The 24,570-nt window shown below is 69.3% G+C and carries 22 protein-coding genes; 10 read left to right on the top strand and 12 right to left on the bottom strand.

The window, feature by feature from the left end; all coding sequences use genetic code 11:
• The first annotated feature begins 89 nt into the window (after positions 1-89).
• The 3 genes from ACRWNM_RS04795 (at position 90) to ACRWNM_RS04785 (ending at position 1,893) form a co-directional block, all read left to right on the top strand.
• Positions 90-602, top strand: a complete 513-nt coding sequence (locus tag ACRWNM_RS04795; protein ID WP_431963882.1) for a YbaB/EbfC family nucleoid-associated protein — start codon at positions 90-92, stop codon at positions 600-602.
• The gene (locus ACRWNM_RS04790; RefSeq protein ID WP_431963880.1) at positions 599-922 is read left to right on the top strand and encodes a hypothetical protein; all 324 of its coding nucleotides are present in this window, start codon (positions 599-601) and stop codon (positions 920-922) included. Before ACRWNM_RS04795 ends, ACRWNM_RS04790 begins: the two co-directional genes overlap by 4 nt.
• Before the next feature lie 314 nt (positions 923-1,236).
• Complete coding sequence (locus ACRWNM_RS04785) at positions 1,237-1,893, top strand: ammonium transporter (RefSeq protein WP_431963878.1); 657 nt, start codon at positions 1,237-1,239, stop codon at positions 1,891-1,893.
• A 133-nt stretch (positions 1,894-2,026) separates the two neighbouring features.
• Here ACRWNM_RS04785 and ACRWNM_RS04780 read toward each other — a convergent pair whose 3' ends face one another.
• Complete coding sequence (locus tag ACRWNM_RS04780) at positions 2,027-3,250, bottom strand: lipase family protein (RefSeq protein ID WP_431963876.1); 1,224 nt, start codon at positions 3,248-3,250, stop codon at positions 2,027-2,029.
• Between the two features lie 275 nt (positions 3,251-3,525).
• Here ACRWNM_RS04780 and ACRWNM_RS04775 point away from each other — a divergent pair, with 275 nt between their 5' ends.
• Entirely contained in the window at positions 3,526-4,173 is a 648-nt protein-coding gene (locus ACRWNM_RS04775; RefSeq protein WP_431963874.1) for a cysteine hydrolase family protein, read from the top strand.
• 43 nt (positions 4,174-4,216) lie between these two features.
• Here the strand turns inward: ACRWNM_RS04775 and ACRWNM_RS04770 are convergent, their stop codons facing one another.
• From ACRWNM_RS04770 to ACRWNM_RS04750, 5 genes are all read right to left on the bottom strand, one after another.
• The gene (locus ACRWNM_RS04770; protein ID WP_431963872.1) at positions 4,217-4,396 is read right to left on the bottom strand and encodes an antitoxin; all 180 of its coding nucleotides are present in this window, start codon (positions 4,394-4,396) and stop codon (positions 4,217-4,219) included.
• Between the two features lie 104 nt (positions 4,397-4,500).
• Positions 4,501-6,864 carry an ATP-dependent DNA ligase gene (locus ACRWNM_RS04765; protein WP_431963870.1) on the bottom strand — a complete coding sequence of 788 codons (2,364 nt, stop codon included), beginning with the start codon at positions 6,862-6,864 and terminating at the stop codon, positions 4,501-4,503.
• Between the two features lie 55 nt (positions 6,865-6,919).
• Positions 6,920-7,147 (bottom strand): antitoxin, encoded by a 228-nt coding sequence (locus ACRWNM_RS04760; protein ID WP_431963868.1) that lies wholly within the window; start codon positions 7,145-7,147, stop codon positions 6,920-6,922.
• A gap of 50 nt (positions 7,148-7,197) precedes the next feature.
• The gene (locus ACRWNM_RS04755) at positions 7,198-8,340 is read right to left on the bottom strand and encodes an MBL fold metallo-hydrolase (protein ID WP_431963866.1); all 1,143 of its coding nucleotides are present in this window, start codon (positions 8,338-8,340) and stop codon (positions 7,198-7,200) included.
• Positions 8,340-9,068 (bottom strand): enoyl-CoA hydratase, encoded by a 729-nt coding sequence (locus tag ACRWNM_RS04750; RefSeq protein WP_431963864.1) that lies wholly within the window; start codon positions 9,066-9,068, stop codon positions 8,340-8,342. Before ACRWNM_RS04750 ends, ACRWNM_RS04755 begins: the two co-directional genes overlap by 1 nt.
• Before the next feature lie 63 nt (positions 9,069-9,131).
• Between ACRWNM_RS04750 and ACRWNM_RS04745 the strand changes: the two genes are divergently transcribed.
• Positions 9,132-10,274, top strand: coding sequence for an NAD(P)-binding domain-containing protein (locus ACRWNM_RS04745; protein WP_431963862.1), 1,143 nt, complete (start codon positions 9,132-9,134; stop codon positions 10,272-10,274).
• 8 nt (positions 10,275-10,282) lie between these two features.
• On the opposite strand, the gene ACRWNM_RS04740 is transcribed toward ACRWNM_RS04745, so the two are convergent.
• The 6 genes from ACRWNM_RS04740 to ACRWNM_RS04715 form a co-directional block, all read right to left on the bottom strand.
• The gene (locus tag ACRWNM_RS04740; protein ID WP_431963860.1) at positions 10,283-11,134 is read right to left on the bottom strand and encodes an aldo/keto reductase; all 852 of its coding nucleotides are present in this window, start codon (positions 11,132-11,134) and stop codon (positions 10,283-10,285) included.
• A 176-nt stretch (positions 11,135-11,310) separates the two neighbouring features.
• On the bottom strand, positions 11,311-12,816 hold the full coding sequence (locus ACRWNM_RS04735) for a carboxyl transferase domain-containing protein (RefSeq protein ID WP_431963858.1): 1,506 nt from the start codon (positions 12,814-12,816) through the stop codon (positions 11,311-11,313).
• Positions 12,817-12,913: 97 nt separating this feature from the next.
• A complete protein-coding gene (locus ACRWNM_RS04730; protein ID WP_174414979.1) occupies positions 12,914-13,516 on the bottom strand; it encodes a GTP-binding protein in 603 nt (200 codons plus the stop codon).
• Complete coding sequence (locus ACRWNM_RS04725; RefSeq protein WP_067785475.1) at positions 13,497-13,871, bottom strand: DUF742 domain-containing protein; 375 nt, start codon at positions 13,869-13,871, stop codon at positions 13,497-13,499. Before ACRWNM_RS04725 ends, ACRWNM_RS04730 begins: the two co-directional genes overlap by 20 nt.
• Before the next feature lie 7 nt (positions 13,872-13,878).
• The gene (locus ACRWNM_RS04720) at positions 13,879-14,292 is read right to left on the bottom strand and encodes a roadblock/LC7 domain-containing protein (RefSeq protein WP_011207200.1); all 414 of its coding nucleotides are present in this window, start codon (positions 14,290-14,292) and stop codon (positions 13,879-13,881) included.
• Entirely contained in the window at positions 14,289-18,161 is a 3,873-nt protein-coding gene (locus ACRWNM_RS04715) for an ATP-binding protein (RefSeq protein WP_431963855.1), read from the bottom strand. Before ACRWNM_RS04715 ends, ACRWNM_RS04720 begins: the two co-directional genes overlap by 4 nt.
• Before the next feature lie 305 nt (positions 18,162-18,466).
• Between ACRWNM_RS04715 and ACRWNM_RS04710 the strand changes: the two genes are divergently transcribed.
• The 5 genes from ACRWNM_RS04710 (at position 18,467) to ACRWNM_RS04690 (ending at position 24,569) form a co-directional block, all read left to right on the top strand.
• Positions 18,467-20,554 carry an AMP-binding protein gene (locus tag ACRWNM_RS04710; protein WP_431964521.1) on the top strand — a complete coding sequence of 696 codons (2,088 nt, stop codon included), beginning with the start codon at positions 18,467-18,469 and terminating at the stop codon, positions 20,552-20,554.
• Between the two features lie 124 nt (positions 20,555-20,678).
• Entirely contained in the window at positions 20,679-21,065 is a 387-nt protein-coding gene (locus ACRWNM_RS04705; RefSeq protein WP_431963853.1) for a hemophore-related protein, read from the top strand.
• Positions 21,066-21,103: 38 nt separating this feature from the next.
• On the top strand, positions 21,104-21,814 hold the full coding sequence (locus tag ACRWNM_RS04700; RefSeq protein WP_431963851.1) for a response regulator transcription factor: 711 nt from the start codon (positions 21,104-21,106) through the stop codon (positions 21,812-21,814).
• A gap of 13 nt (positions 21,815-21,827) precedes the next feature.
• Complete coding sequence (locus ACRWNM_RS04695) at positions 21,828-23,222, top strand: sensor histidine kinase (protein WP_431963849.1); 1,395 nt, start codon at positions 21,828-21,830, stop codon at positions 23,220-23,222.
• 174 nt (positions 23,223-23,396) lie between these two features.
• On the top strand, positions 23,397-24,569 hold the full coding sequence (locus ACRWNM_RS04690; protein WP_431963847.1) for a hypothetical protein: 1,173 nt from the start codon (positions 23,397-23,399) through the stop codon (positions 24,567-24,569).
• Position 24,570 lies beyond the last annotated feature (1 nt).

Genomic DNA, 24,570 nt, shown 5'->3' with positions numbered 1-24,570 from the left:
GTGGACGGCAGACTGAGGGGAACCGATCGTCGGCGCGGCGCGTCGAAATCCATGACGGGCCGGAATTCGGGAAGAGCGAGGGGTGGCCGATGGCCGACAGTGAACGCGCGGCGCAGCTGGCGCGCAACGAGGCGCTGCGCGGCGAGGTCGACGACCTGCTGGAGATATTCGAGCGGCAGCGAAGGGAACTCGCCGAGACGCAGGCCAGGCTGGCCGCGACGACGGTCACCGCGTGGTCCTCGGACAACCTGGTCCGGGTCACCAGCAATTCCGCGGGCGTGCCGGTCGAGGTGCACCTCGAGCCGGACGCCTTCAAACGCTCGACGCCGCAGAAGCTCGGCGCGGCCATGACCGAGGCGACCCAGGTGGCCGCCCGCCTGGCCAGCGAAGAGGCCCAGCGGGCCTTCGGCGCGTTCGAACAAGTAGGCCACGACATCCCGGATCTACCCGATCTGGTGCCCGGCGCGCCGAGCATCAAGAACCTGGTGAATTCCCTGTTCCCCGAACCGGCCTCGACCGATGCCGCGTCCCAGCCCGCCGAGCTGGACGAGAAAGCCGAGGACGAGTACTACCGCAACCGGGGATATCTGGAGGGTCGATGAGTAGCTTGCAGGTCGACCCGGATGCGCTGCGCGCCACCAAGCCCGGCTTCGCCGCGGCCGCCGACAAGGTGCTTAAGGCGGTGAAGAACGTCCAGACCACGGTCGCGGCCGAGGGCGAATGCTGGGGCGACGACGAGATCGGCCAGAATTTCGCCAAGGAGTACACGCCGGGCGCCGAGGACGGCATGAAGGGCATCGAGGGGCTCGGCAAGTCGATCGAGGCGCTCAGCGGCGGCGTCGACGCCATCGCGTCGGCGTTCCAGCAGCAGGACGAGCTCAACTCCAAGGCGATCGACAAGATCAAGAGTTCCATCGAATAGGGCGTGTCACCCTTCGGCGCGTCGCGTATCGCGCCTTGTAGCAAATCTTCGGTTAGTCAACCGAAAGCGGTTTGACGTGCACATATAGCCAAGAGACATAAGACCTTTGGCACCGGTGCGACGACCGCTGCCGACAAGAGTCGGGCTTACCCGCAATTTTGCGTTCCAAACCCGCGATCGCCCAGTAATGTGACACCCAGCGTTGCTGTTCTCTGAATCACATCAAGGCTCCGCGCGCGTTGAGGGGGAAGGTTTTTCGGCGTGTGGGGTGTTCGTAGGGCATGAAATCCTGACGAAGATTGGAACACCGCAAAATGATTCTTCGCAAGATCACCGCGGCCGTCGTACCGCTCGTCGCCGCCGTCGCCGTCGGCGCGGGCACTGTGCACGCACAACCGGCTGCCGCGCCCGTTCCCGACATCGGGTACGAGGCGAAGCTGATCGGCGACACGATCATCACCACACTGACGAACGGTTCCTTCGAGCTGACCGGCAACTCGGTAGCCATCGAGGACTCGGCCGGGAACGCGGTCGTCACCCTGCCGCTCTCGGTCCGGCAGGACGGACTGGAATACCCGCTGCCGCACAAGGTCCGCGACGACGGCCGGGTGCTGGAATTGACGGCGGTCAAGAACGCCGCACAGGCGCGACCCGTGCAGGCCACCCCTGTCGCGTCACTGATGGAGAACCAGCAGGCGATGAATGCGTTCGCCTCGCAGTTCGGAATCGCGACCGCGGTCGGCGGATTCATCGGCACCGCGCTCGGCGCCCTCATCGGCCTGACCGGAATCATCACCGGCCCCGGCGTGATCGCCAGCGTCATCACGGGCGCCTCGATCGGGGGCATCATCGGCACCATCATCGTGGGAGGCCCGACGCTGGTGGTCGCCGGTATCGATCTGCTCAGCACCTTGACCGCGGCGCCGGGTACCACCAAGTGGACGGATCAGACCGGGACTCCGGTGAACTGAACCGCCCCTTTCCGAAACGCGGCGCGCACCGGCTTCCCCCTCGAGTCGGTGCGCGCCGCTTGTCGTCCCGGCCTGATCCCGGTTGTGCGATCGCCCATGCCCGAGCACGGCGACACCTAGCCGAACACGCGGCTCAGCGCGGGTGACACCCCGCCGCCACCGGCACGCCCGCGAAGCGGTCCCCGAGATAGTTCATCGCTCCGAACGCCTCGACCACCGCGGTCGGATTGTGGCCGGGCAATGTCGAATGCGTGACGGTCAGGTCCGCGCCGAGTGCGCAGTAGCGGTCCACCAGCGCGGTGAAGCCCGCGACGGGAATCACGTCGTCGGTGGTGCTGTGATAGAGGTAGGCCGGGACTCGCGGCGCGGTCCCGCCCAACTCCTGCGCAGCCGTCGCCGCGAGGAAGGCCGGATGCGCCAGCAGGTTCGGCTCGATCGCGAAATCGTCGACGCGCGCATCGATGTACTTCACCACCAGTTCCGACCCGCAGGCCGACCCGTTCTCGGCCAGCATCGCGCGCCCGCGCTCGTTCAACAGCTCGGCGACGCCGTACTCCGGGTAGTCGCGGGCGACCGACAGCACGATCAGTAGCGCCAACCCGGCCTGCACGCCGCCGTCCACGCCGCGGGCGATCGCGGGCCAGTCGGCAGGCACCCCGCCCGAGGTGATGCCCGCGAACTCGACATCGGGGGCGTAGCCCGGTTGCAGCTGCGCTGCCCACAGCGTCGCGAACGCACCGCCCGAATACCCGTACGCGCCCACTGGGCTCGCGGGCCCGACGCCGCCCGGAGCGAAGGCTCGAGCGGCCCGGATGCCGTCCAGCACGGCGTGCCCGGCATTCACTCCGTCCAGGAAGCGGGACCACGGCCCCTGGTGGTCGCTGACCACCAGCGCCCAGCCGCGACGCAGCGCGTCCGCCATGAACGGTGTGTCGAGGTAGGTCGTGATGCCGCTCAACTCCCAGCCACCGCGCAGCGCATAGGAGGGCGCGCACTGGGTGCCGAGGCTGTCCTCGGGCACCTGGTAGGACAGCAGCGGCCGCTCCCCCGCGCCCCACCACGGCAGGTTCGGCACCATCACGGTGGCGATGCCCGGCGTCGGCGCGCCGCCCGCGTCGTTCGTCCGGTACTGCACCTGCCACGCCGAAACCGGCAGCGGCAGACCCAACAGCGTGATCGGCCGCGAGCGAACGATCGCGCCCGCGGGGTAGTCGGCGAGGTCGGCGGGAGCGGCGTAGAACGGATCGTCGTCGGGTCGCGGGATCGCCGCGCCGGGCACGGCGAGACTCAGCGACAGCACCGCCGCCAGCAGGACGACACCGAAAGCGCGGAACCGGGGCCGACTCCGGGCCCTCACCCCCCTCGGCGTACGGGAAAGCTTGGCAAGCGTGCGCTCGCGGAGCGCACCGAAAGCCCGTGGCGAACGTAGGCCTTTCGTACTCATCCCGACTCCAAGACTCACCGAGGCGCGGCTATCTCCGCCTCGACACACTCGACGGTACTGCGGGGGCGGCCGCCCGGCAACAGGCTCGGCGCGCGTGGTTACAGTGGTGCGAAAGTGCCCTCAGCGCAATCGAATCGCGCCCGACGAGGGTCTCGGCGACGTTCGATCATCGAGAAGGAGAGCTGACGATGCGGTACGGCAACGGACTGGACATCCCCGAGGGACTCGCCGATGTGTGCGGTCCGGATCGGATGGCGGTGATCGTCTACGACATGCAGGTGGGGGTGCTGTCGCAACTGCCGGACGGCCCGGAGATCATCCAGCGGGTGGTGCCCGTGGTGGAGGCGGCCCGCCGCGGCGGCTATCCGGTGATATTCCTGCGGCATTTCTTCCTGCCGCACCGGCTCAGCGGCAAGTTCGCGCTGCGGATGGCGATGAGCTGGCAGGGGGTGGACTCGATCGACGAGCTCAAACCCATTCTGCAGCGCGACACCCCGGCCTTCGAGCTGGTGCCGGAGCTGCGGCCGCGGCCCGACGAAATCGTCTTCGACAAGACCTCGATGTCGGCTTTCGAGGGCACCCCGCTGGCCAGCACGCTGCGGGATCTCGGCATCGGGGCGTACGCGATCATGGGCGTCGCGCTGGAGATCGGCATCGCGCCGACCGTCATCCACTCCACCGATCTCGGGTTCGTCCCGGTGGTGATCAGCGACGCGTGCGGCGGCCGCGATCAGGACGCGATCGCGCGCGCGTACGCGGATTTCGAATTCCAGGCGCATGCGATCGTGACGGATTCCGCGACCATCACGCCATTGCTCGCGGGCGAGAAGGAGTGAGACCGTCCCGTCGTCCGGCGCGGGCCGGACGACGGGAGCTCGCTCAGCCTTCCTTGCGGATGGCCTTCTTGGCGGCGTCCTGAGCCGCGTCGACCTGGCCGGCGAACTTGCTCCCGGTCTTCTGATCGACGATGTCGCCCGCCTTGTCGATCACCGTGTCGACCTTGTCCGCGTTCTGCTGGGCCAGGTCCATCGCCTTGGCTGCCAGGTTCTTGAAGTCCACCGTGCACTCCCCGTTCTCGAGTCGAAACAACTCGAATTCACGATACCGAGCCCGCGCACGACCGGCCTGGCAAACTACTGGCGATCGGCGCCACACCGCACGCGTCAGTCGATCTCACCGACCCAACCCGGATGCCAGAGCCGTCCGGTCTCGGTCCAGTTCATGAAGCGCACAGTGCCCGCGATCTTCGGGGTCACCCACACCGCCTCCTTGCGTTCCTCGGCGCTCAGCGGGTTGTCGAACGGGCTGGTCTTGCGTTCCAGCTTGCGCAGCCTGGCGGCCAGCTCGCGCATGCCGGTATCGCCGAAGCCGGTGCCGACGCGGCCGACGTAGATCAACCTGTCCTGGTATGGAATACCGACGAGCAGCGACTTGAACTCGCGCGCATCGCTGCGTCGCCAGCCGCCGACCACCACCCGCTGGGTGCGCCAATTGCGCTGCTTGACCCACGAATGTCCGCGCTTACCAGGCAGATACACCGAATCCTTGCGTTTGGCGACGACGCCCTCCATGCCGTGCTCCTGGCTGTAGTGCAGCGCCACGGACCCGGGACCGTCCAGCCTGGGCGGCACGCGCAGCGAGGGCGCGTTGGCGGCGAGCGCCTCCAGCACCCGTCTGCGGTCCGAATACCGTTTGCGGACCAGCGAGGTGCCGTCCAGATACAGCACGTCGAAGGCGACGAAGACGGCGCGGGCCGCATCCGCTTGCAGCAGACCCAGATTCGCGACGCTGTGGTCGTCGAAGACGACCGCCTCGCCGTCGAGGACGACCCGGTGGCCGTCCAGTTCCTTCGCGAGCACCCCGATACCCGGATAACGCGAGGTCACCACGTTGCCCGCGCGGCTGCGCAAGGTCACAGCGCCGGAATCGATCTCGGCGACGAGACGGAAGCCGTCCCACTTCGTCTCGAAGCACCATTCCGCCTCGTCCAGTTCGCCGACATCGCCCGAGGTCGCCAGCATCGGCGCGAGGCCACGGGGAAACGGCGCGTCGCCGCCTGCCTGCGCCCGCGGTTCGAGCGGTTCGTTGACGGCGGACTTGCCGCCGGATCCATCGGACGCCGCACGCTTCCCCCGGCTCCGCGACGAATCATGCTGTGTCTCGGCGTCTTCCGGTTCCGGCTGCTGATCCTGCATGAGGTGCATCAGCCATTGGTTGCCGTTGGTCTGGATGAGCGCGTAGCGACCGGTGAGCCGCTCGCCGTGGAAGCAGACGATCACCTCGTCGTCGCGCCACTTCTCGGTCTCGTAGGTGCCGGTATCCCAGATGGTCATCTCCCCGGCGCCATACTCCCCCTTGGGAATCTCGCCGTGGAAGTCCAGGTACTCCAGCGGATGATCCTCGGTGTGCACCGCGAGCCGGTTCTGCCGCGAGGAGGTCGGCGGACCCTTCGGCACCGCCCAGGACACCAGGACGCCGTCGCGTTCGAGCCGCACGTCCCAGTGCAGGCGGCGCGCGTGGTGTTCCTGCACCACGAACCGATTTCCGGCGCCGGGAGCCGGCCGCGCGGACGGCACCGGCTCCGGCGTGCGCGCCGGATCGCGCAGGGAACGGTACTTGCTCAGTGCGTCGGCCCCGCCCGCGTCCGGCGGGTCCAGCTCGGCGAGCAGATCGCCGTCGTCCCGCCAGCGCACGAGCACTTCCTCGAAACGCAAGTGCCGCAGCTTCTTCCGGTTCTCGATCTCGGCCCAGCTGCGCGGCGCCGCGGCATTGGGCTCGGCGCGGCCGCGCAAGGAATAGGGCGCGATGGTGGTCTTGGCCGGGTTGTTCTGGCTCCAATCCAGGAACACCTTGCCGCGCCGCACGGATTTGGCCATGGTGGCCGTGACCAGGTCCGGGTGCAGCTTCTGCAGATTGCCAGCCACCTGCTTGGCCACCGTCGACGCGCCGCCGGGGCTCAGCACCCGATCCAGCGGCACGTAGAGGTGAATGCCCTTGCTGCCGCTGGTGACCGGGAACGCGTGCAGTCCGATGCCCTCGACCATCTCCCGCACGGCGAGGGCGACGGTCGCGCACTCCGCGAGGCCGACGCCCGGCCCCGGATCCAGGTCGAAGACCAGCCTGGTGGCCGGACCCATCCGATCGCCGTCGAAACGCCATTGCGGCACATGGACTTCCAGCGACGCCTGCTGTCCGAGCCAGGCCAGACCCGCCTCGGAATCGATCAGCGGATACACCACCCGCCGATCGGAGTGCACCAGCGTGCGGCGCTCGATCCAGGACGGCGCGTGTTCGGCGAGATTCTTCTCGAAGAAGGAAGGGTGGTCGACCCCGTTGGGCCAGCGTTTTCTCGTCACCGGGCGCCCGGCGATATGCGGCAACATCGCCGGAGCGATGGCCGCGTAGTAGGCGATCACCTCGCCTTTGGTGGTCCCGGTCGCCGGATACAGCACCTTGTCGAGATTGCTGAGTTCGACCTCGATATCGGGTCGGCCCGGACCACCGCCGAATGCACGGCGGGACACCATGACTCGATAGTACGGCCGGGGACCGACAGGTCGGCGGTCCCCGGCCGTGCGATCGTCAGGCCCGCGGTGCCGGGCCCTGGCCCGGCTGTCCGGGCTGCTCCGGCGGAACCACCTTCTTGGCGGCTTCCTTGCCCTTTTCGATCTTGTCCGTGTACTTGCCGTGCGTCTTCTGGTCGATGAAGTCGCCGGCCTTGTCGACCGCCTCGTTGATCTTGCCCGCGTTCTTGGACGCCGCCTCCTTGCCCTTACCGACCAGGCCCTTCAGAGTGTCCGCCAGGCTCATCGCCGTCGTTCCTTTCCTGCCGCCAATCGGATGTCGGAGATACCGACAGGTCAACCTACATTTTCCCACCATGAATCGCGGGGAGGCAGAGCTTGCGGAACAACGCGCTGTCCGGGCATCGGTACCGCGACCGAGGTGCCCACTTCTTCCGCGGCGGCGACCATCCGGTGCACCGGCTCCGACCATCCGTGGAAGGCCAGATTGAACGTCGCCCAGTGGATCGGCACGAGCAGGCCGTGGCCGGCATCGCCGACGCACAGATCGGCGTGCGCGCGCACCGCCTCCTCCGGGTTCATGTGCACGTCGGCCCAGCGCTCGTCGTAAGCGCCGATCGGCAGCAGCGTCAGGTCGAAGGGACCGAGTGCCGCGCCCGCCTCGGCGAACGACTTGGTGTAGCCGGTGTCGCCGCCGAAGTACACCCGCCGCGTCGGGCCGACGATGGACCAGGACGCCCAGAGCGTGGTGTTCCGCACCAGGCCGCGACCGGAGAAGTGCCGCGCCTCGGTGCAGGTGAGCACCAGATCGGTCCCGTCCCGCTCGCGGCCCAGCGCCGCCAGCGAAATCGAACCGCCCCAATCCAATTCGATGATGCGATGCTCGGGAACACCCCAGTGCCGCAGGTGCGCGCCGATCCCGATCGGGACCAGGAACGGCGTCGACTGCCCGACCACGAGCGCCCGGATGGTCTCCTTGTCCAAGTGGTCGTAGTGGTCGTGAGAGATGATCACCGCGTCCACCTGCGGCAGCTCGGCGAGCGGGACCGGCACCGGATGCAACCGCGCGGGCCCGACCAGCGGCGAGGGCGAAACCCGTTCGCTCCAAACGGGATCGGTGAGGATCCGGTACCCGTCCACCTCGATCAGCGCCGACGCGTGGCCGTACCAGGTCACCGCGAGATCGGCGGCCTCGGCGGGCGGCTGCGGCTTCTGCAGCGGAACCACCCCGCGCGGGCGCCCGAAATTGCGCTTGGTGAACGCCGAATACAGCAGGGAGGGCACCGAACCCGCGGCGATCTGGGTGCTCGGCTCGCTGTTGTGGAATTGACGGTTGCGATAACTCACCGATCCGGCCGCGTACGGCTGGATGGCCGACATCGAGGCGCCGATCGCCGACGGGATGTCCCACGCGGCCCTGACCACCCAGGCGAGACCGAACGCCCCTGCTGCGAAACCGAACATCTTCTTCGTCCTCATCATCGCCCCACGAACTTCGCCGCGCGCTTCTCCGCCCGCGCCGTCCTGCCCTCATGGGCGTCGGCGCTGGACCACGCGGCTTCGAGCGCCGCGCGCTGCTGCGCGGATTCCGGTTCGCGGGTGCCGTCGTCGTTGAGCACCAGTTTCATGTGGCGCAGCGAAAGCGGCGCCAGCTCTGCGATCGATCTCGCCCATTCCTGCGCGTCGGCGAGGGTACCGAGCTTGTTGGCGAAGCCGAAGGAGTAGCAGTCGGCGGCCGGAATCCGTTCGGCGCCAAGCAGAACGGTGCGGGCCGGACCGCCGCCGATCAGCGAGACCAGCCGCCGCGCGGTCCACCGGTCCACGGTGATGCCGAGCTTGGCGGCCGGGACGGCGATGTAGGCATCCGGCGCGATCACCCGCAGATCCGAGGCGAGCGCCAATTGCACGCCCGCGCCGAGCGCGCCGCCGTTGATGGCGGAGATCACCGGCACCGGGACCGACTCGATGGTGTGCAGCATGTCGAGCAGACCGGAGAGGAAATCGTCGGAGTAGACACCCGACAGGTCGGCGCCCGCACTGAAGATCGGACCGCGCCCGGTGAGGACGATCACCCGCGCCCCCTCGGCGACGGCGGCTAGGACGGCCTCGCGTAGCCGGGTCACGAGCTCGTGGTTCAGCGCATTGCGCCGCTCCTCGCGTTGTAATTCGATGGTGACGACGTCACCATCTCGGCTAACTCCGAGCATGCATCCTCCCCGACTCAACGTGTCGTTTGGTTGCTTTCACTCTGCCACAGGCGGCGGAGCGGTATGTCGCAGGCGATACGATCGGCGGCTGTGCCGACCGACTTCGACATCCTGGTGATCGGCGCTGGTCAGGCGGGACTGTCGGCCGGCTACCACCTCCGTCGCCTCGGGCTGCGCCCGGAAGTCGATTTTCTCGTCGTCGACCACGCGCCGGGTCCGGGCGGGGCCTGGCAGTTCCGCTGGCCATCGCTCACGCTGAGCACCGTCAACCGAGTGCACGATCTGCCGGGAATGCCGTTCGCCGAGACCTTGCCGCCCGGTTCGGAAAGCGCGCCCGCGGCCACGGCCGTGCCGCACTACTACGAGCTGTACGAGAAGCGCTTCGATCTGCGGGTGCGCAGGCAGGTGTCGGTCGGCGTGGTGTGCGACCGCACCGACGACGGCCTGCGCTGCGACGGGCGCGGGACCGTCCTCAACGCCGAGACCGACACCGCGGGCACGATCCGGGTGCGCGGACTGATCAACGGCACCGGAACCTGGGAACGGCCCTTCATCCCCCGCTACCGAGGTCAGGAGAACTTCGCGGGACGTCAGCTGCACACGCGCGACTATCGGACCGCCGAGGAGTTCGCCGGACAACACGTGGTCGTCGTCGGCGGCGGCATCTCCGCCGTGCAGCTGCTCGACGAGATCTCCGAGGTCACCACGACCACCTGGGTCACGAGGACCGAGCCGGTGTTCCGCGACGCCGAGTTCAGCGACGAGGCGGGGCGGACGGCCGTCGCGCTGGTCGAGGACCGGGTGCGCAACGGCCTGCCGCCGGGTTCGGTGGTCTCGGTGACGGGCTTGCGCTGGGACGACCGGCTGCGCGCCGCCGACGCGCGCGGCGCGCTGCGCAGGCGTCCGATGTTCGACCACATCGAACCCGACGGCGTGCGCTGGTCCGACGGCTCGTTCCAGCGGGCCGATGTCATCCTGTGGGCCACCGGGTTTCGCAGCGCGCTCGACCACTTGGCCCCGCTGCGGCTGCGCGGGCCGGGCGGCGGGATCACCATGACCGGGCGTCTCGCGACGCAGGTGGCCGTCGATCCGCGCATCCACCTGATCGGCTACGGCCCGTCGGCGAGCACCATCGGCGCGAACCGCGCGGGCCGGGCGGCCGCCGTCGAGCTGACGGAGCATCTCGGTCTCGGCGACCGCCGCTGAGCCGCCGATCAGAGTCCGATGGTGAAGCTGTCCGGGTGGGGGCCGAGGCGGCCGCCGCGGTCGAGCGCGTCGATGGCGTCCATCTGTGCGGGGGCCAGCTCGAAGCCGAACACGTCGAAGTTGGCGGCGATGCGCGACGGCGTGACCGACTTCGGGATGACGATGTTGCCGAGCTGCAGGTGCCACCGGATGATCACCTGTGCGGAGGTGCGGCCGAGCTCGTCGGCGATCGCGGTGATGGTCTTGTCCTCCAGCAGGGTGCCCTGGCCGAGCGGGCTCCACGCCTCGGTGGCGATGGCGTTGGCGGCGTGGAATTCGCGCAGCTCGTGCTGGGCGAGGCCGGGGTGCAGCTCGATCTGGTTGACCGCGGGGATCTCGCCGGTCTCCTCGATCACCCGCCGCAGATTCGCCACGGTGAAGTTGGACACACCGATCGAGCGGACCCTGCCCTGACGCTTGAGCTCTTGGAAGGCGCGAAAAGAGTCGACGAACTTGTCGGCGATGGCCACCGGCCAGTGGATCAGGTAGAGATCCAGGTAGTCCAGGCCGAGCTTGGCCATGCTCACGTCGAAGGCGCGCAGCGTGGCGTCATAGCCCTGGTCGGCGTTCCACAGCTTCGTGGTGACGTAGACCTCGTCGCGTGGCAGGCCGGACGCGTTGATCGCCTGCCCGGTGCCCTCCTCGTTGCCGTAGATCGCGGCGGTGTCGATGCTGCGGTACCCGGCCTCGAGCGCGGAGGTGACGACGTCGGCCACGTCCTTGGGCGGCACCTGGAACACGCCGAACCCGAGCTGCGGGATGACGTTGCCGTCGTTCAGCACGATCGAAGGCACGGCGGAGGTCTCGCTTCGGAAGCTCACCGTTCGACCGTAGAAGCGCGCGGGCAAACCGTCAACGACGCTTACCCGCGTGTTCACACGCGACAAAACGCCTGAACTGGGCATTTCGCCCGCGTGCTCGGGCAGGCGCGCCGACAGCGGATGTCGTTGCGGGCCGTTAGCGGACGAGACCGCGGCAGCGCACGGGCTCGGTTCGGTCAGGCCGCCGGGAGTCCGAGTCTGCGGTAACGCCCGCGGCGGGCCCGTTCGAGATCGTGCAGGGGCAGCGTGCGCAGGAGGGCCAGTTCCGCGCCGATGGCGGCGACCATGCGGCAGGCGAAGTCGACCGGCTCGTCGGCGGCGTCGGGGTGTTCCGGGACGATGCGGTCGACGATGCCGTCGGCGAGCAGAGCGGGTGCGCTGATGCGTTGGGCGGCGGCGAGTTCCGGTGCGTGCTCGGTGTCGCGGAAGACGATCGCGCTGGCGCCTTCCGGTGGTAGCGGCGCGAGCCAGGCGTTGGTGGCGGCCAGAACCCGGTCGGCGGGCAGCAGCGCGAGCGCGCCGCCGCCGGTGCCCTGGCCGAGCAGCACCGAGATGGTGGGGGTGTCCAAAGTCACCAGATCGGCGATGCAGCGCGCGATCTCGGGAGCGAGTCCGCGCTCCTCGGCCTCCTTGGACAGCGCCGCGCCCACCGTGTCGATCACCAGCACCAGCGGCAGCCGCAACTCCTCAGCCAACGCCATGCTGCGGCGTGCCTCGCGCAACGCGGCCGGGCCCATGGTCTCGCCGAGCCACCCGGCCCGATCGTGGCCGAAGACCACACAGGGCTGTCCGCGGAATCTGGCGAGTGCGTGCACCACGCTGCGATCGGTCTCGCCCTGGCCGGTGCCGCTGAGCGGAACCCGTTGCGTCACATGGCGCAACAGATCGCGCAGGCCGGGGCGATCGGAGCGGCGCGAGGCCAGCACGGAGCGCCAGGCGGCATCCGCGGTCGTCTCGCCCGCGGTCGCTGCATGACCCGCACGCCGAGTCGCGGCCGGTTCTTCGTCGCGTACTTCTCCGCTGAGCACGCTCAGCGCGCGATGGGCGATCCGGCGGAAGACATGTACCGGCATCACCCCATCGATGACGCCGCGGTGGTACAGGTTCTCCGCGACCTGCACGCCCTCCGGGAAGTCCTTGCCGTACAGGGCCTTGTAGACGCGCGGGCCGAGGAAGCCGATCAGCGCGCCCGGCTGCGCGAAGGTCATATGGCCGAACGAGCCCCACGACGCGAAGACCCCGCCCATGGTCGGGTCGCGCAGGTAGACCAGATAGGGATGGCCCGCGGCTTTGTGCGCGGCGACTGCGCCCGCGATCTTCACCATCTGCACGAACGCGACGGTGCCCTCCTGCATGCGGGTGCCGCCGGAGGTCGGTGACGCGACGAGGGGCAGACCGAGTTCGGTGGCCCGCTCGACGGCCGCGACGATGCGTTCGGCCGCCGCGACGCCGATCGAGCCGGCCAGAAACCCGAACTCGCAGGCGATCACGGCCACTCGCCGACCGCGCAGCAAACCCTCGCCGGTAAGCACCGACTCGTCGGTGCCCGCCGTCGACGCAGCCTTACGCAGATCCTCGCGATATCGCGGGGACGCGGCCACCTCGAGTGGTGGCCGATCCCAGCTGACGAACGACTCCGCGTCGAGCAGTTGCCCGAGCCACTCTCGCGCCGAAATTCGCATCGCGCGAGCATATCCGCACGGTCGGACGGCACAGCCGTCCGCGCGGCGGATCGGTCGGTGACGAGACAGCCGCGGCGAGCCGCGGCCGCCCCCGCGATCAGTAGCCCTGCATCACCTTGCGTAGGGCGTACTCGGTGAGCGAGACCAGCGCCTGCTTGGCGGGCTCGCGCCGCCGCGCGTCGATGGACAGGATCGGCACGTCCGCGGGCACCGCGAGTGCCTGGCGGATGTCCTCGATCGGATAACGCGGTGCGTCGTCGAATTCGTTGAGCGCGACCAGGAAGGGTAGGTTGCGCGCTTCGAAGTAGTCGACGGCCGCGAAGCTGTCCTCCAGCCTGCGGGTGTCGACCAGCACCACGGCGCCGATGGCACCCCGGATCAGGTCGTCCCACATGAACCAGAACCGGTACTGGCCCGGCGTACCGAACAAGTACAGAACCAGATCGTCCGCGAGGCTGATCCGGCCGAAGTCCATGGCCACCGTGGTGGTGGACTTCATCGGAATGCCGGTCAGATTATCGATTCCGGTACTGGCATTGGTCACCAATGCCTCGGTACGCAGCGGAACGATCTCCGAGACGGCACCGACCAACGTGGTCTTGCCAACACCGAAACCACCAGCGACCACGATCTTCGCCGAGGTGGGCTTGCTGGTGCGGGTATCGACCTGTGCCGTCGAATCAAATACGCCGGAGTCCACTGAGAACCCTTTCGATCAGCTCGCGACGTTCATCGTCGCTGGAATCGTCTTTCAAAGTCGCCGAAACGCGTACGTGCCCGGCCTCGATGAGGTCGGCCACGAGTACTCGTGCCACACCTATCGGAATTCCGAGTCGAGCCGCTACTTCGGCAACGGACGGCGATTCTCTGCACAACTCCACGATTGACGTCTCGATGTTGGTCAGTTCGAACTGCCGCTCCAGGGCGACCGGATGCGATGCGACGAGGGCCTCCAGCGCCAACTCGACCGTGGGCCTGGTCCGGCCCGCGGTCAACGAGTATGGGCGAACGAGACTCGGCTCGGCGCTCCCCACGCGGTGATCTTCTATGTCCATCCCACCATCAGGAACCCATCGTGACGCGTGGCGTGGCCTGTACCGTCTGGCCAACACGCTCGACCAACAGAGCCATCTCGTAGCCGACCTGTCCGATATCGCAGGACGTATTGGTCAGCACCGCGAGATAGGAGCCGTCGCCGACCGCCATCAGCAGCAGGTATCCGTGTTCCATCTCGACGACCGACTGCAGCACCGTGCCGCCCTCGAACAGGTTCGAGACGCCGACCGAGAGGCTGGCCAGGCCGGCGGTGACCGCCGAGAGTTGTTCAGCGCGGTCGACGGGCAGCTGGGCGCTCGCGGCCATGAGTAGGCCGTCAGCCGAGACCAGGACGGCATGAGCTACGCCAGGAACCTCGTTGGCGAAGTTCGAAACCAGCCAATCCAGCTGACGGTTCGTACCACCTAGATCGGGGTTCATCGGTCTCCTTTGTCTCCGGTTAGGTTCATTTCTCTCATCGCACGGCCATCCCGGACGCCCTGCTGGTGACGGCTCAAGCTGGACCTGATCGTTTCCGGATCTCGGCTCGGCGCCCGATCCGCGGTGCCGCTGACGGCGCCGGGGACAAGCCTCCCGCCCGGATTGCGTTGAGGCAAGCCGGCGGCGGTTTTTGTTTCGGCTTGCGCCTCGCTGGCCCGGCGTGCGGCCTGCCAACCTTCGTCGCCCGGCGCCCCCTCGAAGGAGGCGGCGATCTGGGACCGGTCCGGGTTCGGATCGGCCAGCCACGCCGACATCATCTCGGCGAAGATCGGGCTGTCCATCGTCGAACCGGGCTCGACCGCGGGTTGCAGGCGAGTCTGGAAGAACGACGCCGTCTTCGACGGATTGGACCGGTAACTGTGCTTGCCGGGGTCGCGGCCCGCCTGCGTGCTCGGCTCGGCTCCCTGTTCCGCGTGGGTCGCGGCGGGCTGCACGGTCCGTTCCCGTTGCGGCAGCCCGACTCCCGGCGGCACCTCGCGCTGCGGCATCACCGTGGCGCCGGGATCCCGCTGCGGCAGGCCGGTGGGCGACGGTGCGGCCGTAGGACGCTGTTGCAGGCCGTTGGGGGCCTCGCGCTGCGACAGGCGGTCCGCCGCGGCAGGCCGCTGCGGCAGACCACCCGAGGACGGGTCGCGCCGCGGTGCGCCGCTGGCGCCCGGCTCGCGCTGGGGCAGGCCGTTGCCGCCCGGCTGACGCTGCGACAGACCGCCGGAGGCGGAGTCACGCTGGTGCAGACCACCCGAGGCCGAATCACGCTGCGGCAAACCACCGGAGGCGAAATCACGCTGCGGCAAACCACCGGCTGCGGGATCGCGCTGGTGCAGACCACCCGCGGCGGAATCGCGCTGCGGCAAGCCGCCGGAGGCGAAATCACGCTGCGGCAGACCACCGGAGGCCGAGTCACGCTGCGGCAAGCCACCGGACGCGGGATCGCGCTGCGGCAGACCACCGGACGCGGACTCACGCTGCGGCAAACCACCGACGGACGGGTCACGCTGCGGCAGACCCGACGCGGCGTCACGCGCGGGCGCACCGTTCGCACCGGGCTCCCGCTGCGGCAGACCGTTGGGCGCCGCGTCGCGCTGCGACAGACCGTTCGCGGCGCCCTCGCGTGGCGGGAGGCCGGAAGACGGCTTACGCGGCGGCATTCCGTTGGCGCCCGGCTGACGCTGCGGCAAACCACCCGCGGCGGAATCACGCTGCGGCAAACCACCCGCCGCCGAATCACGCTGCGGCAAACCACCGGAGGCCGCGCCACGCGAGGACAGGCCCGAGGCCGAATCACGCGAGGACAGGCCCGAGGCGGCGTCACGCGGAGACAGGCCCGAGGCCGCGTCACGCGAGGGCGCACCGTTCGTACCGGGCTGGCGCTGCGGCAGACCGCCGACGGTCGGCTTCGGTACGCCGTTGGTACCGGGCTGACGCTGCGGGAGATCACCGGACTGCGGCGTCTCGCGCTGCGGCGGCGCACCGGTGCCGCCCGGCTTCGCGCCGCTGACAGTCGGCGGCGGCGTCGGCCGCTGCGGGCCACCCGGGGATAGGTTGCGCTTGGGCAGGCTCGCCGCGGCGAGCTTGCCGCGCTGCGGACCGTTGGTGGTCTGGCCGGGCTGCGGACGCAGGGTTGGGCTCGACTGAGCCGTGTCCTGGCGCAGTCCGGTCGGCATCGCGTTGCCCGGCTGACGCTGCGGGAGTCCGCCCGCGGCGTCGTCGCTCGTCTCGGCGGGCTTGCTGACCGGAATCGGTCCGCTCACCCCGGGATCGACGGTGACCATCATGTTGCCGCCCGGCGTGCGGGTGATCGAGCGCATCTGCATGGACGACGACGGAGTCGACTGGCGCTGCGGCGCGGCGGGCGACGGTGTCGGCGTCACGGGCTGCGGGCCCGAGATCGGCCCTCCGGCGACGATCAGTCCGATCGGCACGTGCACCGTCACGGTGACACCGGGATCGCGCGCGGTGTCGAAGGTCGGGCGCAGCCGCACGGTCAGGCCGTGGCGCTCGGCAAGGCGGCCGACCACGAACAGACCCATGTGCCGGGCGGTGTCGGGGCCGGGTTCCGCGGTCTGCTCGAGCTTCCTGTTGATCTCGACCATCTCCGTGGGCGGCATACCGATGCCGCGGTCGGCGACCTCGATGAGCATGCCCTGGTCGTGTGCCTGCGCGAAGGTGAACTTCACGTCGGTCTCCGGCGGGGAGGCCCGCAGCGCGTTGTCCAGCAGCTCGGCGAACAGGTGCGCGAGGTCGGAGGCGGCCGGTTCCTTCAGCGAACCGCGAGGCGTCGCGCCGAGCTTGACCCGCTCGTAGTCCTCGACCTCGGAGATCGCGGCACGCAGCACGTCGGCGACCTCGACCGGCGCGGACTTGCCGCGGCGCTGCTTCGTACCCGCCAGAATCAGCAGGTTGTCGCCGTTACGACGCATACGGGCGGCGAGATGGTCCAGCCGGAAGAGGTTCTCCAACAGGCGGGGGTCCTTCTCGTCGTACTCCATCGCCTCGATGAGGCTGAGCTGATGGTCGACCAGCGACTTGGAGCGGCGGGCCAGGGTCTCGAACATATCGTTCACCTGACGGCGCATCTGCGCCTGGTCGCTCGCGAGGCGCAGCGCCTGGCCGTGGATGTCGTCGACGGCGCGCGCCAGCTGACCGATTTCCTCGGTGCTACGCACCGGCATCGGCTCCAGCGGCACGTCCTCCGGGCGGGCGCCGGTACGCAGCTGGGCGACCTCGTGCGGCAGATCGCTCTCCGCCACGCGCAGCGCCGCGAGGCGCAGCCGGTGCAGCGGCACGATCATCGAGCGCGCGACGAACACCGCGAGCAGCAGCGCCGCGAGGATGGTCGCGATGACGACCGCGGTATAGGTCCAGGCGTCGCGGTTGGCCTGAGCCGCCAGCGCGTCCATCGCGGTGTCGATGTCCTTGGTGGCCTTGGCGACCACTCGCTCGTAGACGTCGACGCTGCCGGTCAGCGAGTTCTTCAACTCGCCGAGCGGGATCTTGCCCGCCGCCGCCTCCGGGCTGCCCAGCAGCGAGACCCGGTTGTCGACGCCCGCGCGCATGTCCGCGATCGAGGCGTCGCCGTCGGGGAAGCGGTGCGCGAGCACGTTCAGCAGCTGCCGCTCGGTGTTCGCGGCGGTCAGGAAGGACGCGATGCCGGACTGGGTGCTGTGCAGCACGTCGTTGAACGCGGCGAGCTCGCCGACCAGGGTCGCGCGGGTGTTCAGCGAGTCCACCAGGCGCAGCTTCGCGGCGTCCAGCGCGGGGTCGGACACCTGCGAGACGGTGCTCTCCACGATCCGCACGCTGTCGTTGCGGATCCTGTCGATCCCGCCGAGCGCCTCCGCGGAGTCCGCGGCGGCCTTGCCTCTGGACAGGATCCCCTTGGCCTCGGTGATCATGTTCTGCAGCGCGGCCTCGGCCTTCGGCTGCCCGGCGAGCTTGCTCACGGCGCTCTGCGCCGTGGATATCGCCTTGTCCAGATCACTGAGGTCCTGGTCGGTCACCACGCTCTGGCCCGGCAACAGCGAGACCATCTGCGAGCCCGCGACCGTGGCCGAGGCCGCACTCAGACCGGTGACGGCCGGGATCGCCGCGACGTTCCCTGCGACCCCTTCCAAGCGGTTCGCTTCGGTGAACTCCGAGGTAATCCTCGACACGCCGAGGCCCACCGCGACCGCCAGCGGCACGGCAAGAACCGCCGTAACCTTCCAGCGCAGGTCCCAATTGCCGAGCGCCCAGCGCTTCTTGCCGGACCTAGCGGCGTCACGCATCTCCCACTCACTTTCCAAACTGGCCCCATTCACGCGCGCCATCAGCGAACCTCCACAATCGCATGCTGGCTCGACGGGTGGAGCTGGCCGAGAACTGCGGCTGGCCGAGAAATTGCGTCTACGACGGCCGAAATAAGTGACATCAGATTCTAACGGATCAATAACAGCTTGGGTGACATCGAGTATAGCTACGGGCCTTGACCTGCCCGTTCCAGGCAAAACCAAAGGTCGCGGCACCCACCCGGGCGTCGCGTGAAGTCTGCCACAATCATCCAGATCTATCGAGGCGGGCATCGAGGCGAAGCTAGGGAGTCACGGGTTTGAGCACAGCATCACAGGGTGATTCGGTGGAGGGCGGTGGCCGGTCGACGGGTGGACACGCGAAGCACGACTACCGACCCGTCTATCAGACCAGCCTGGTCGATCCCGCCGAGTTCTGGGCCGGCGCGGCCGAAGCGATCGACTGGGAGGTGCCCCCCAGCCAGATCGTCGACCCGACTGCCAGGCCCGTGACCAGGTGGTTTCCGGATGCCAGCCTCAATACCTCCTTCAATGCCCTCGACCGTCATGTGCGCACCGGCACCGCCGACGAGGGGGGCCTGGCCGATCAGCCGGCCCTAATATACGACTCCGCTATGACCGGCGCCAAGGTCGTTTTCAGCTACGCCGAACTGCTCGACGAGGTGGCCACCTTCGCGGGCGCGATGACCGGGCTCGGTGTCCGCAAGGGCGATCGAGTGGTCATCTACCTTCCGATGATTCCCGAAGCCGTGATCGCGATGCTCGCCTGCGCGCGGATCGGCGCGGTGCACTCGGTGGTGTTCGGCGGCTTCGCCGCCCCGGAGCTGGCCGCCCGCATCGATGACGCCCAGCCTGTGCTGATCATCACCGCCTCCGGCGGCATCGAGCCGGGCCGCAAGATCGAATACCCGCCCATCGTGTTGCAGGCACTCGACATCGCGGAGACCACCGCCCCGCGGCATGTGATCGTCAAGCAGCGGCCCGACCAGTTCACCCCGATCACCTTCGCCGCGCCCCAGGCAGCCACCGAGACGCTGCCGAGCTCCGAAGCCACGGTGGCGGCGCAGTGGCTGGACTGGGAGGACGCGGTGCGCGACGCGGAGCCCGCCGATCCGGTGCCGGTCGCGGCCACCGATCCGCTCTACATCCTCTACACCTCGGGCACCACCGGGAAGCCGAAGGGCGTCGTCCGCGACAACGGGGGCCACGCGGTCGCGCTGGCTTGGTCGATGCGCAACATCTATGACGTCGGCCCCGGCCAGGTGATGTGGGCCGCCTCCGACGTCGGCTGGGTGGTCGGCCACTCCTACATCGTCTACGCGCCGCTGCTCGTCGGCGCGACCACGCTGCTCTACGAGGGCAAGCCGGTCGGCACCCCGGACTCGGGCGCCTTCTGGCGCGTGGTCGCCGAACACGGCGTGCGCGTGCTGTTCACCGCGCCGACCGCGCTGCGCGCCATCCGCAAGGCGGACGCCGAGGCCAAGCTGGCCCGCAACTACGACCTGTCCTCGCTGCGCGCGCTGTTCTGCGCGGGCGAGCGGCTCGACCCGGCCACCTACGAGTGGGCGACCGGCACCTTGCTGGCCGACCGCCCCGACTGCCCGGTCGTCGACCACTGGTGGCAGACCGAGACCGGCTGGCCGATCTGCGCCAACCTACTAGGACTACAGGAGCTGCCGATCAAGCCGGGTTCGGCCTCGGTGCCGGTGCCCGGCTATCGACTGCGGGTGCTGGACGCCGAGGGCAACCCCGTCCCCGCGGGCACCGAGGGCAACATCGTCATCGGGCTGCCGATGCCGCCGGGCACGCTGACCGGCCTGTGGCAGGACGAGCCCCGCTTCAGCCGCTCGTACATGTCGGCCTTCCCCGGGCACTACCTGACCGGCGACTCGGGCTACTTCGACGAGGACGGCTACCTCTACGTCCTCGGCCGCAGCGACGACGTGATCAACATGGCGGGCCACCGGCTGTCGGCGGGCAGCATCGAGGCCGCCATCGCCGGGCACGAGGCGGTGGCCGAGTGCGCGGTGATCGGTCTGCCCGACGAGCTCAAGGGCCAGCGCCCGATCGCCTACGTGGTGCTCAAGGAAGGCGTCGAGGTCGACCCGGTCCAGTTGCGCGAGGAACTCATCGCCCTGGTGCGCGAGAAGATCGGCGCGATCGCCACGCTGCACGACGCGATCGTCGTCGCCGGGCTGCCGAAGACCAGATCGGGCAAGATCCTGCGCAAGACGATCCGGCAGATCACCGCGGGCGACACCTACGACATGCCCTCCACCATCGAGGACCCCGCCGTGCTCGCCGCGCTGGAGGATCAGATCATCACCACCAGGGCCGACGAGGAGGAGGCGAACGCGGCGGCGGACAACGGCGAGGCGACCCTGCCCGACTCGGATCCCGTTGCGCCGTCCTGATTCCCCTCCGGTGGCGATCGTGCCCTCAGAACTTTCTCAGGGATAGCTCACACGCGTGCCAGCGCTTCGCAATAGCGTCGGATGCGCTTTCGCTCGATCCCTCGAAGAACTGGAGGCATTCTCGATGAACTCTTTCCGTCGTCGCACCGGTCGTGCCGCGCTGACCGCGGGCAGCATGGCCACGGTGGCGATGTTGCTTTCCCCGGCGCTCGCGTCCGCCGACCCGGCGGAGCTGGCCGCCCCGCTGCTCGCCTCGGACTGCACCTTCGCCCAGGTCGACGCCGCGTTGCACGACAAGGCGCCGCAGCTGGCCGCGATGCTCGACGCGAACCCGTCCAGGAAGGCGGAGCTCCAGCGCCGCTTCGATCAGCCGGTGGAGCAGCGCCGCGCCGAGTTCCAGCGCCTGGTCGACCAGAACCCGGGCGCCGCGCGCGAGGCGGAGAACGATCCGCGAGCGGCGGGACTGCGCGAGACGATCCAGGCCGTGGCGGCGTCCTGCCACAACTACTGATCGACGCCTGACCGACGACCGCACCCGAGAGCGGCAGAATGAACGACGTGACCACCTCGACGCCGACCGTCCTCGTTGTCGACGACGACGAGGACGTGCTCGCCTCCGTCGAGCGCGGGCTGCGGCTGTCCGGTTTCCGGGTGCTGGTCGCCCGGGACGGCGCCGCGGCGTTGCGCAGCGTGAGCGAGCACGCCCCCGACGCCATCGTGCTGGACATGAACATGCCGGTGCTGGACGGCGCCGGGGTGGTGACCGCGCTGCGCGCCATGGGCAACGAAGTACCCATCTGCGTGCTCAGCGCCCGCGCCTCGGTGGACGATCGGATCTCCGGGCTGGAATCCGGCGCCGACGACTACCTGGTGAAACCGTTCGTGCTCGCCGAGCTCGTGGCGCGGATCCGCGCGCTGCTGCGCCGCCGCACCGACACACCCGCCCCCGCGACCCCCGGCGCCATCACCGTCGGTCCGCTCGAGATCGACGTCGCGGGTTATCGCGCGCTGCTGCACGGCACCGAAATCGAGCTGACCAAAAGGGAATTCGAGCTGCTGTCCACGCTGGCGCGCAACGTGGGCGTGGTGCTGAGCCGGGAACGTCTGCTGGAACTGGTGTGGGGCTACGACTTTGCCGCCGACACCAACGTCGTGGACGTCTTCGTCGGCTATCTGCGCCGCAAGCTGGAGGTCGGCGACACCCCGCGTCTGCTGCACACCATCCGCGGCGTCGGATTCGTCCTGCGAGCGCCGAAATGAATCCGGCCGTGCCATGAAAACGCGTGGGCGCAAGACCTTTTCGCTGCGCACCCGGGTGGCGGGTGCGGCGGCGGCAGGCGCCGTCATCATCGTGACCGCGCTGAGCGCGATCACCGTGCAGGCGATCGAGCGCACCAACTTGCAGCAGAGCGACCAGCAACTCGCGGTCGCGTCCCGGCTCGTCCTGCTCGACCCGGTGATCGCGGTCGGCGTGCTCGGGCTGACCGGGCTCAACGACGATATGGCGATCACGGTGCGCGACAAGGGTTCCGTGGTGGCGAGCAGCCCGGTCCAGCTTCCCGACCTGTCCACCGGATCGCGCACCGTCACCGTGGGCGGCGTCCCGTACCGCGTGCTCACCACGACCGAGAACCAACCGCCGGATCGCACTGTCTCCCTTGGCATTCCGGCCGACGAAGCGGCACGCGCCACGGCGGAACAGCAGCGCTGGGTGATGGGCGGCGCACTGCTCGCGGTGGCCGCCGCGGGCGCGCTCGGCTGGTTGCTCGCAGGCCGCGCGGTGCGGCCCATCGTCGACCTCACCAGTCAGGTCGGCACCCGTAGCGCCTTTCCCGATCGCGACAATCCGCAACCCCCGGTCGACGGCAAGGGCATGCGCGAGGCCGAAGAGCTGGCCGACGCCGTGAACCGCATGCTGCAACGGGTGGATCAAGCGCAGGAGGAGACCGCGGCCGCGCTGGAGACCGCGCGCGATTTCGCCGCAGTCTCCGCGCACGAACTGCGCACCCCGCTCACCGCCATGCGCACCGACCTGGAGGTGCTGCGCACCCTCGACCTGGACGAGACGCAGCGCGCGGAGATCCTCGCCGACCTGCAGCGCAGCCAGGGCCGGGTGGAAACCACGCTGGCCGCGCTGGAACGGCTGGCCACCGGCGATCTCACCAACGAACGCGATCACGTGGACACCGACGTCGGCGACCTGTGCGACCAGGCCGCGCACGACGCCATGCGCCACTTCCCCGGCCTGACCGTGCGCATCGAGACCGACGCCGAACTGGTGACCCGCGGCCTGCCCGCGGGCCTGCGCCTCGCGGTGGACAACGCCCTCGCCAACTCGGTGAAGCACGGCGGGGCCACCGAGGCGGTGGTCTCGGCGCACCGAACACCGCGGGGCCACATCGTGATCGCCGTCGACGACAACGGGCGCGGCATTCCGGTCGAGGAGCGCGACGCCGTCTTCGCCCGGTTCTATCGCGGCAGCCAGGCGAGCAAGGGCGGTTCCGGGCTCGGCCTGGCGTTGGTCGCCCAGCAGGCCCAGTTGCACGGCGGGCGGGCGTACTTCGAGGACAGTCCGCTCGGTGGCGCGCGGTTGGTGCTCGACCTGCCGGAGCGGCATCGCCTCGACGGCCAGTTCACGTCGAACGGGTCCGGTTACCGCGGCCGCTGAGTACCGCGGTGTCGAGGGCCCCTCGGAGAATCGGCGATGGCCGCCCAGCTGTCGCGCGATGGTGGCGAGCATCGCGAGAGCGGCGTTGAGCGCAACGAAAACCTTTGCGCCCTTATCGAACTCTCAGAGAAACGCCAACGGGACCGTTAGCAGCGATCCCTAGGGTCGGTTTTCGTGATCGGACATCGCGCCCGCTGGGCCCTGCTCGCCGTTGGGATCGTCACCGCAGGAGCGATCGGAGGTGGACTCACCGCCTGCGCGGGCCCCGGCTCGGGGCCGTCGGGGATCGCACTGGTCAACGCCGACACCGGCCCGACCGGCGCGCGCATCGTGCAAGCGCTCGAGCAGGACGGCGCGGGCTACCAGTGGACCATGGCGAAGCCGGGCGAGACCGACCCCGACGACTACGCCGCCGTGATCACGCTGCCCGCCGATCTCACCCAGTCCATGGGCACGCTGGCCGGTCCGCAACCGCAGCGCGCCATCGTCACCGTCGCCGCGCACGACAACGCCGACGGCGACCTGGTGAACGGGGCCGTCCAGGCGGTGACGCACCGCATCGGCGCGACCGGCGTGGATACCGCGCTGGCCGCCGTCGCCCAGGCCCGCAGCCAGCTCACCGGCGTGCAGTTCACCGCCCAGCTGCTCGGCGCCGGGGTGAATGCCGCGGCCTCGGGCGCCGATCAGTTCAGCGCGGGCGCCGATCAGCTCCTCGGCTTCCTGGACTTCGCGAGATCGGGCTCCGCGCAGCTGACCTCGGCCATCGCCATGCTCAACGACACCATCGACGGCGCGGCCGTGCAGGCGAATCAGCTTGCCGAGGCACTGGATTCGACCGGGATCACGATCGCGCAGGTGCAGCAGACCGCGGGCACCGTCAGCACCGGCCTCGACCAGATCCTGCCGCTGCTGCGCGCGCTGCCCTTCGCCCACGATCCCGCGCTGGCCGACATCATCGGCAAACTCGATGCGCTACGCGCGGTTTCGGGTCAGGCGGGCTCGCAGCTGGACGGCCTCGACCTGCTCGTCGGCGGCGCCGTCGACCCGAATACCGACCTGGGCGCGCTGCTGCGTACCGTCGTCGGCCGCCTCCAGTCCGCCAGCGCCCAGCTCAACGAGGGCGCCAAGCTCGCGGAGGGTCTCCCCCAGCTCGCCGAACAGGGCGGCGCGCAGCTGGTCGACGCGATCGGCCAGCTCACCGGCGGGGTCACCCAGCTACAGCAGATCGTGACCAACCTCAATACACAGACTGGCAAGGCCATGGAAGCCCTCCCGATGCGCAGCACCACCCAGCAGTCCGCGATCGCCCTCGCCCTCACCGACCCGGTCGAGATCGTCCGCGAGTGAA

The sequence above is a fragment of the Nocardia sp. bgisy134 genome (assembly GCF_965341865.1).
Lineage (GTDB): Bacteria > Actinomycetota > Actinomycetes > Mycobacteriales > Mycobacteriaceae > Nocardia.
This window is presented reverse-complemented; position numbering and strand designations above follow the sequence as displayed.

Bases quoted from the DNA above. Each gene is read 5' to 3' on its own strand.
- ACRWNM_RS04745 (WP_431963862.1), top strand. From the start codon at position 9,132: ATGTCGCAGGCGATACGATCGGCGGCTGTGCCGACCGACTTCGACATC.
- ACRWNM_RS04720 (WP_011207200.1), bottom strand. From the start codon at position 14,292: ATGAACCCCGATCTAGGTGGTACGAACCGTCAGCTGGATTGGCTGGTT.
- ACRWNM_RS04795 (WP_431963882.1), top strand. From the start codon at position 90: ATGGCCGACAGTGAACGCGCGGCGCAGCTGGCGCGCAACGAGGCGCTG.
- ACRWNM_RS04765 (WP_431963870.1), bottom strand. From the start codon at position 6,864: ATGGTGTCCCGCCGTGCATTCGGCGGTGGTCCGGGCCGACCCGATATC.
- ACRWNM_RS04695 (WP_431963849.1), top strand. From the start codon at position 21,828: ATGAAAACGCGTGGGCGCAAGACCTTTTCGCTGCGCACCCGGGTGGCG.
- ACRWNM_RS04715 (WP_431963855.1), bottom strand. From the start codon at position 18,161: ATGGCGCGCGTGAATGGGGCCAGTTTGGAAAGTGAGTGGGAGATGCGT.
- ACRWNM_RS04750 (WP_431963864.1), bottom strand. From the start codon at position 9,068: ATGCTCGGAGTTAGCCGAGATGGTGACGTCGTCACCATCGAATTACAA.
- ACRWNM_RS04705 (WP_431963853.1), top strand. From the start codon at position 20,679: ATGAACTCTTTCCGTCGTCGCACCGGTCGTGCCGCGCTGACCGCGGGC.
- ACRWNM_RS04755 (WP_431963866.1), bottom strand. From the start codon at position 8,340: ATGAGGACGAAGAAGATGTTCGGTTTCGCAGCAGGGGCGTTCGGTCTC.
- ACRWNM_RS04735 (WP_431963858.1), bottom strand. From the start codon at position 12,816: ATGCGAATTTCGGCGCGAGAGTGGCTCGGGCAACTGCTCGACGCGGAG.
- ACRWNM_RS04785 (WP_431963878.1), top strand. From the start codon at position 1,237: ATGATTCTTCGCAAGATCACCGCGGCCGTCGTACCGCTCGTCGCCGCC.
- ACRWNM_RS04790 (WP_431963880.1), top strand. From the start codon at position 599: ATGAGTAGCTTGCAGGTCGACCCGGATGCGCTGCGCGCCACCAAGCCC.
- ACRWNM_RS04760 (WP_431963868.1), bottom strand. From the start codon at position 7,147: ATGAGCCTGGCGGACACTCTGAAGGGCCTGGTCGGTAAGGGCAAGGAG.
- ACRWNM_RS04725 (WP_067785475.1), bottom strand. From the start codon at position 13,871: ATGGACATAGAAGATCACCGCGTGGGGAGCGCCGAGCCGAGTCTCGTT.
- ACRWNM_RS04700 (WP_431963851.1), top strand. From the start codon at position 21,104: ATGAACGACGTGACCACCTCGACGCCGACCGTCCTCGTTGTCGACGAC.
- ACRWNM_RS04775 (WP_431963874.1), top strand. From the start codon at position 3,526: ATGCGGTACGGCAACGGACTGGACATCCCCGAGGGACTCGCCGATGTG.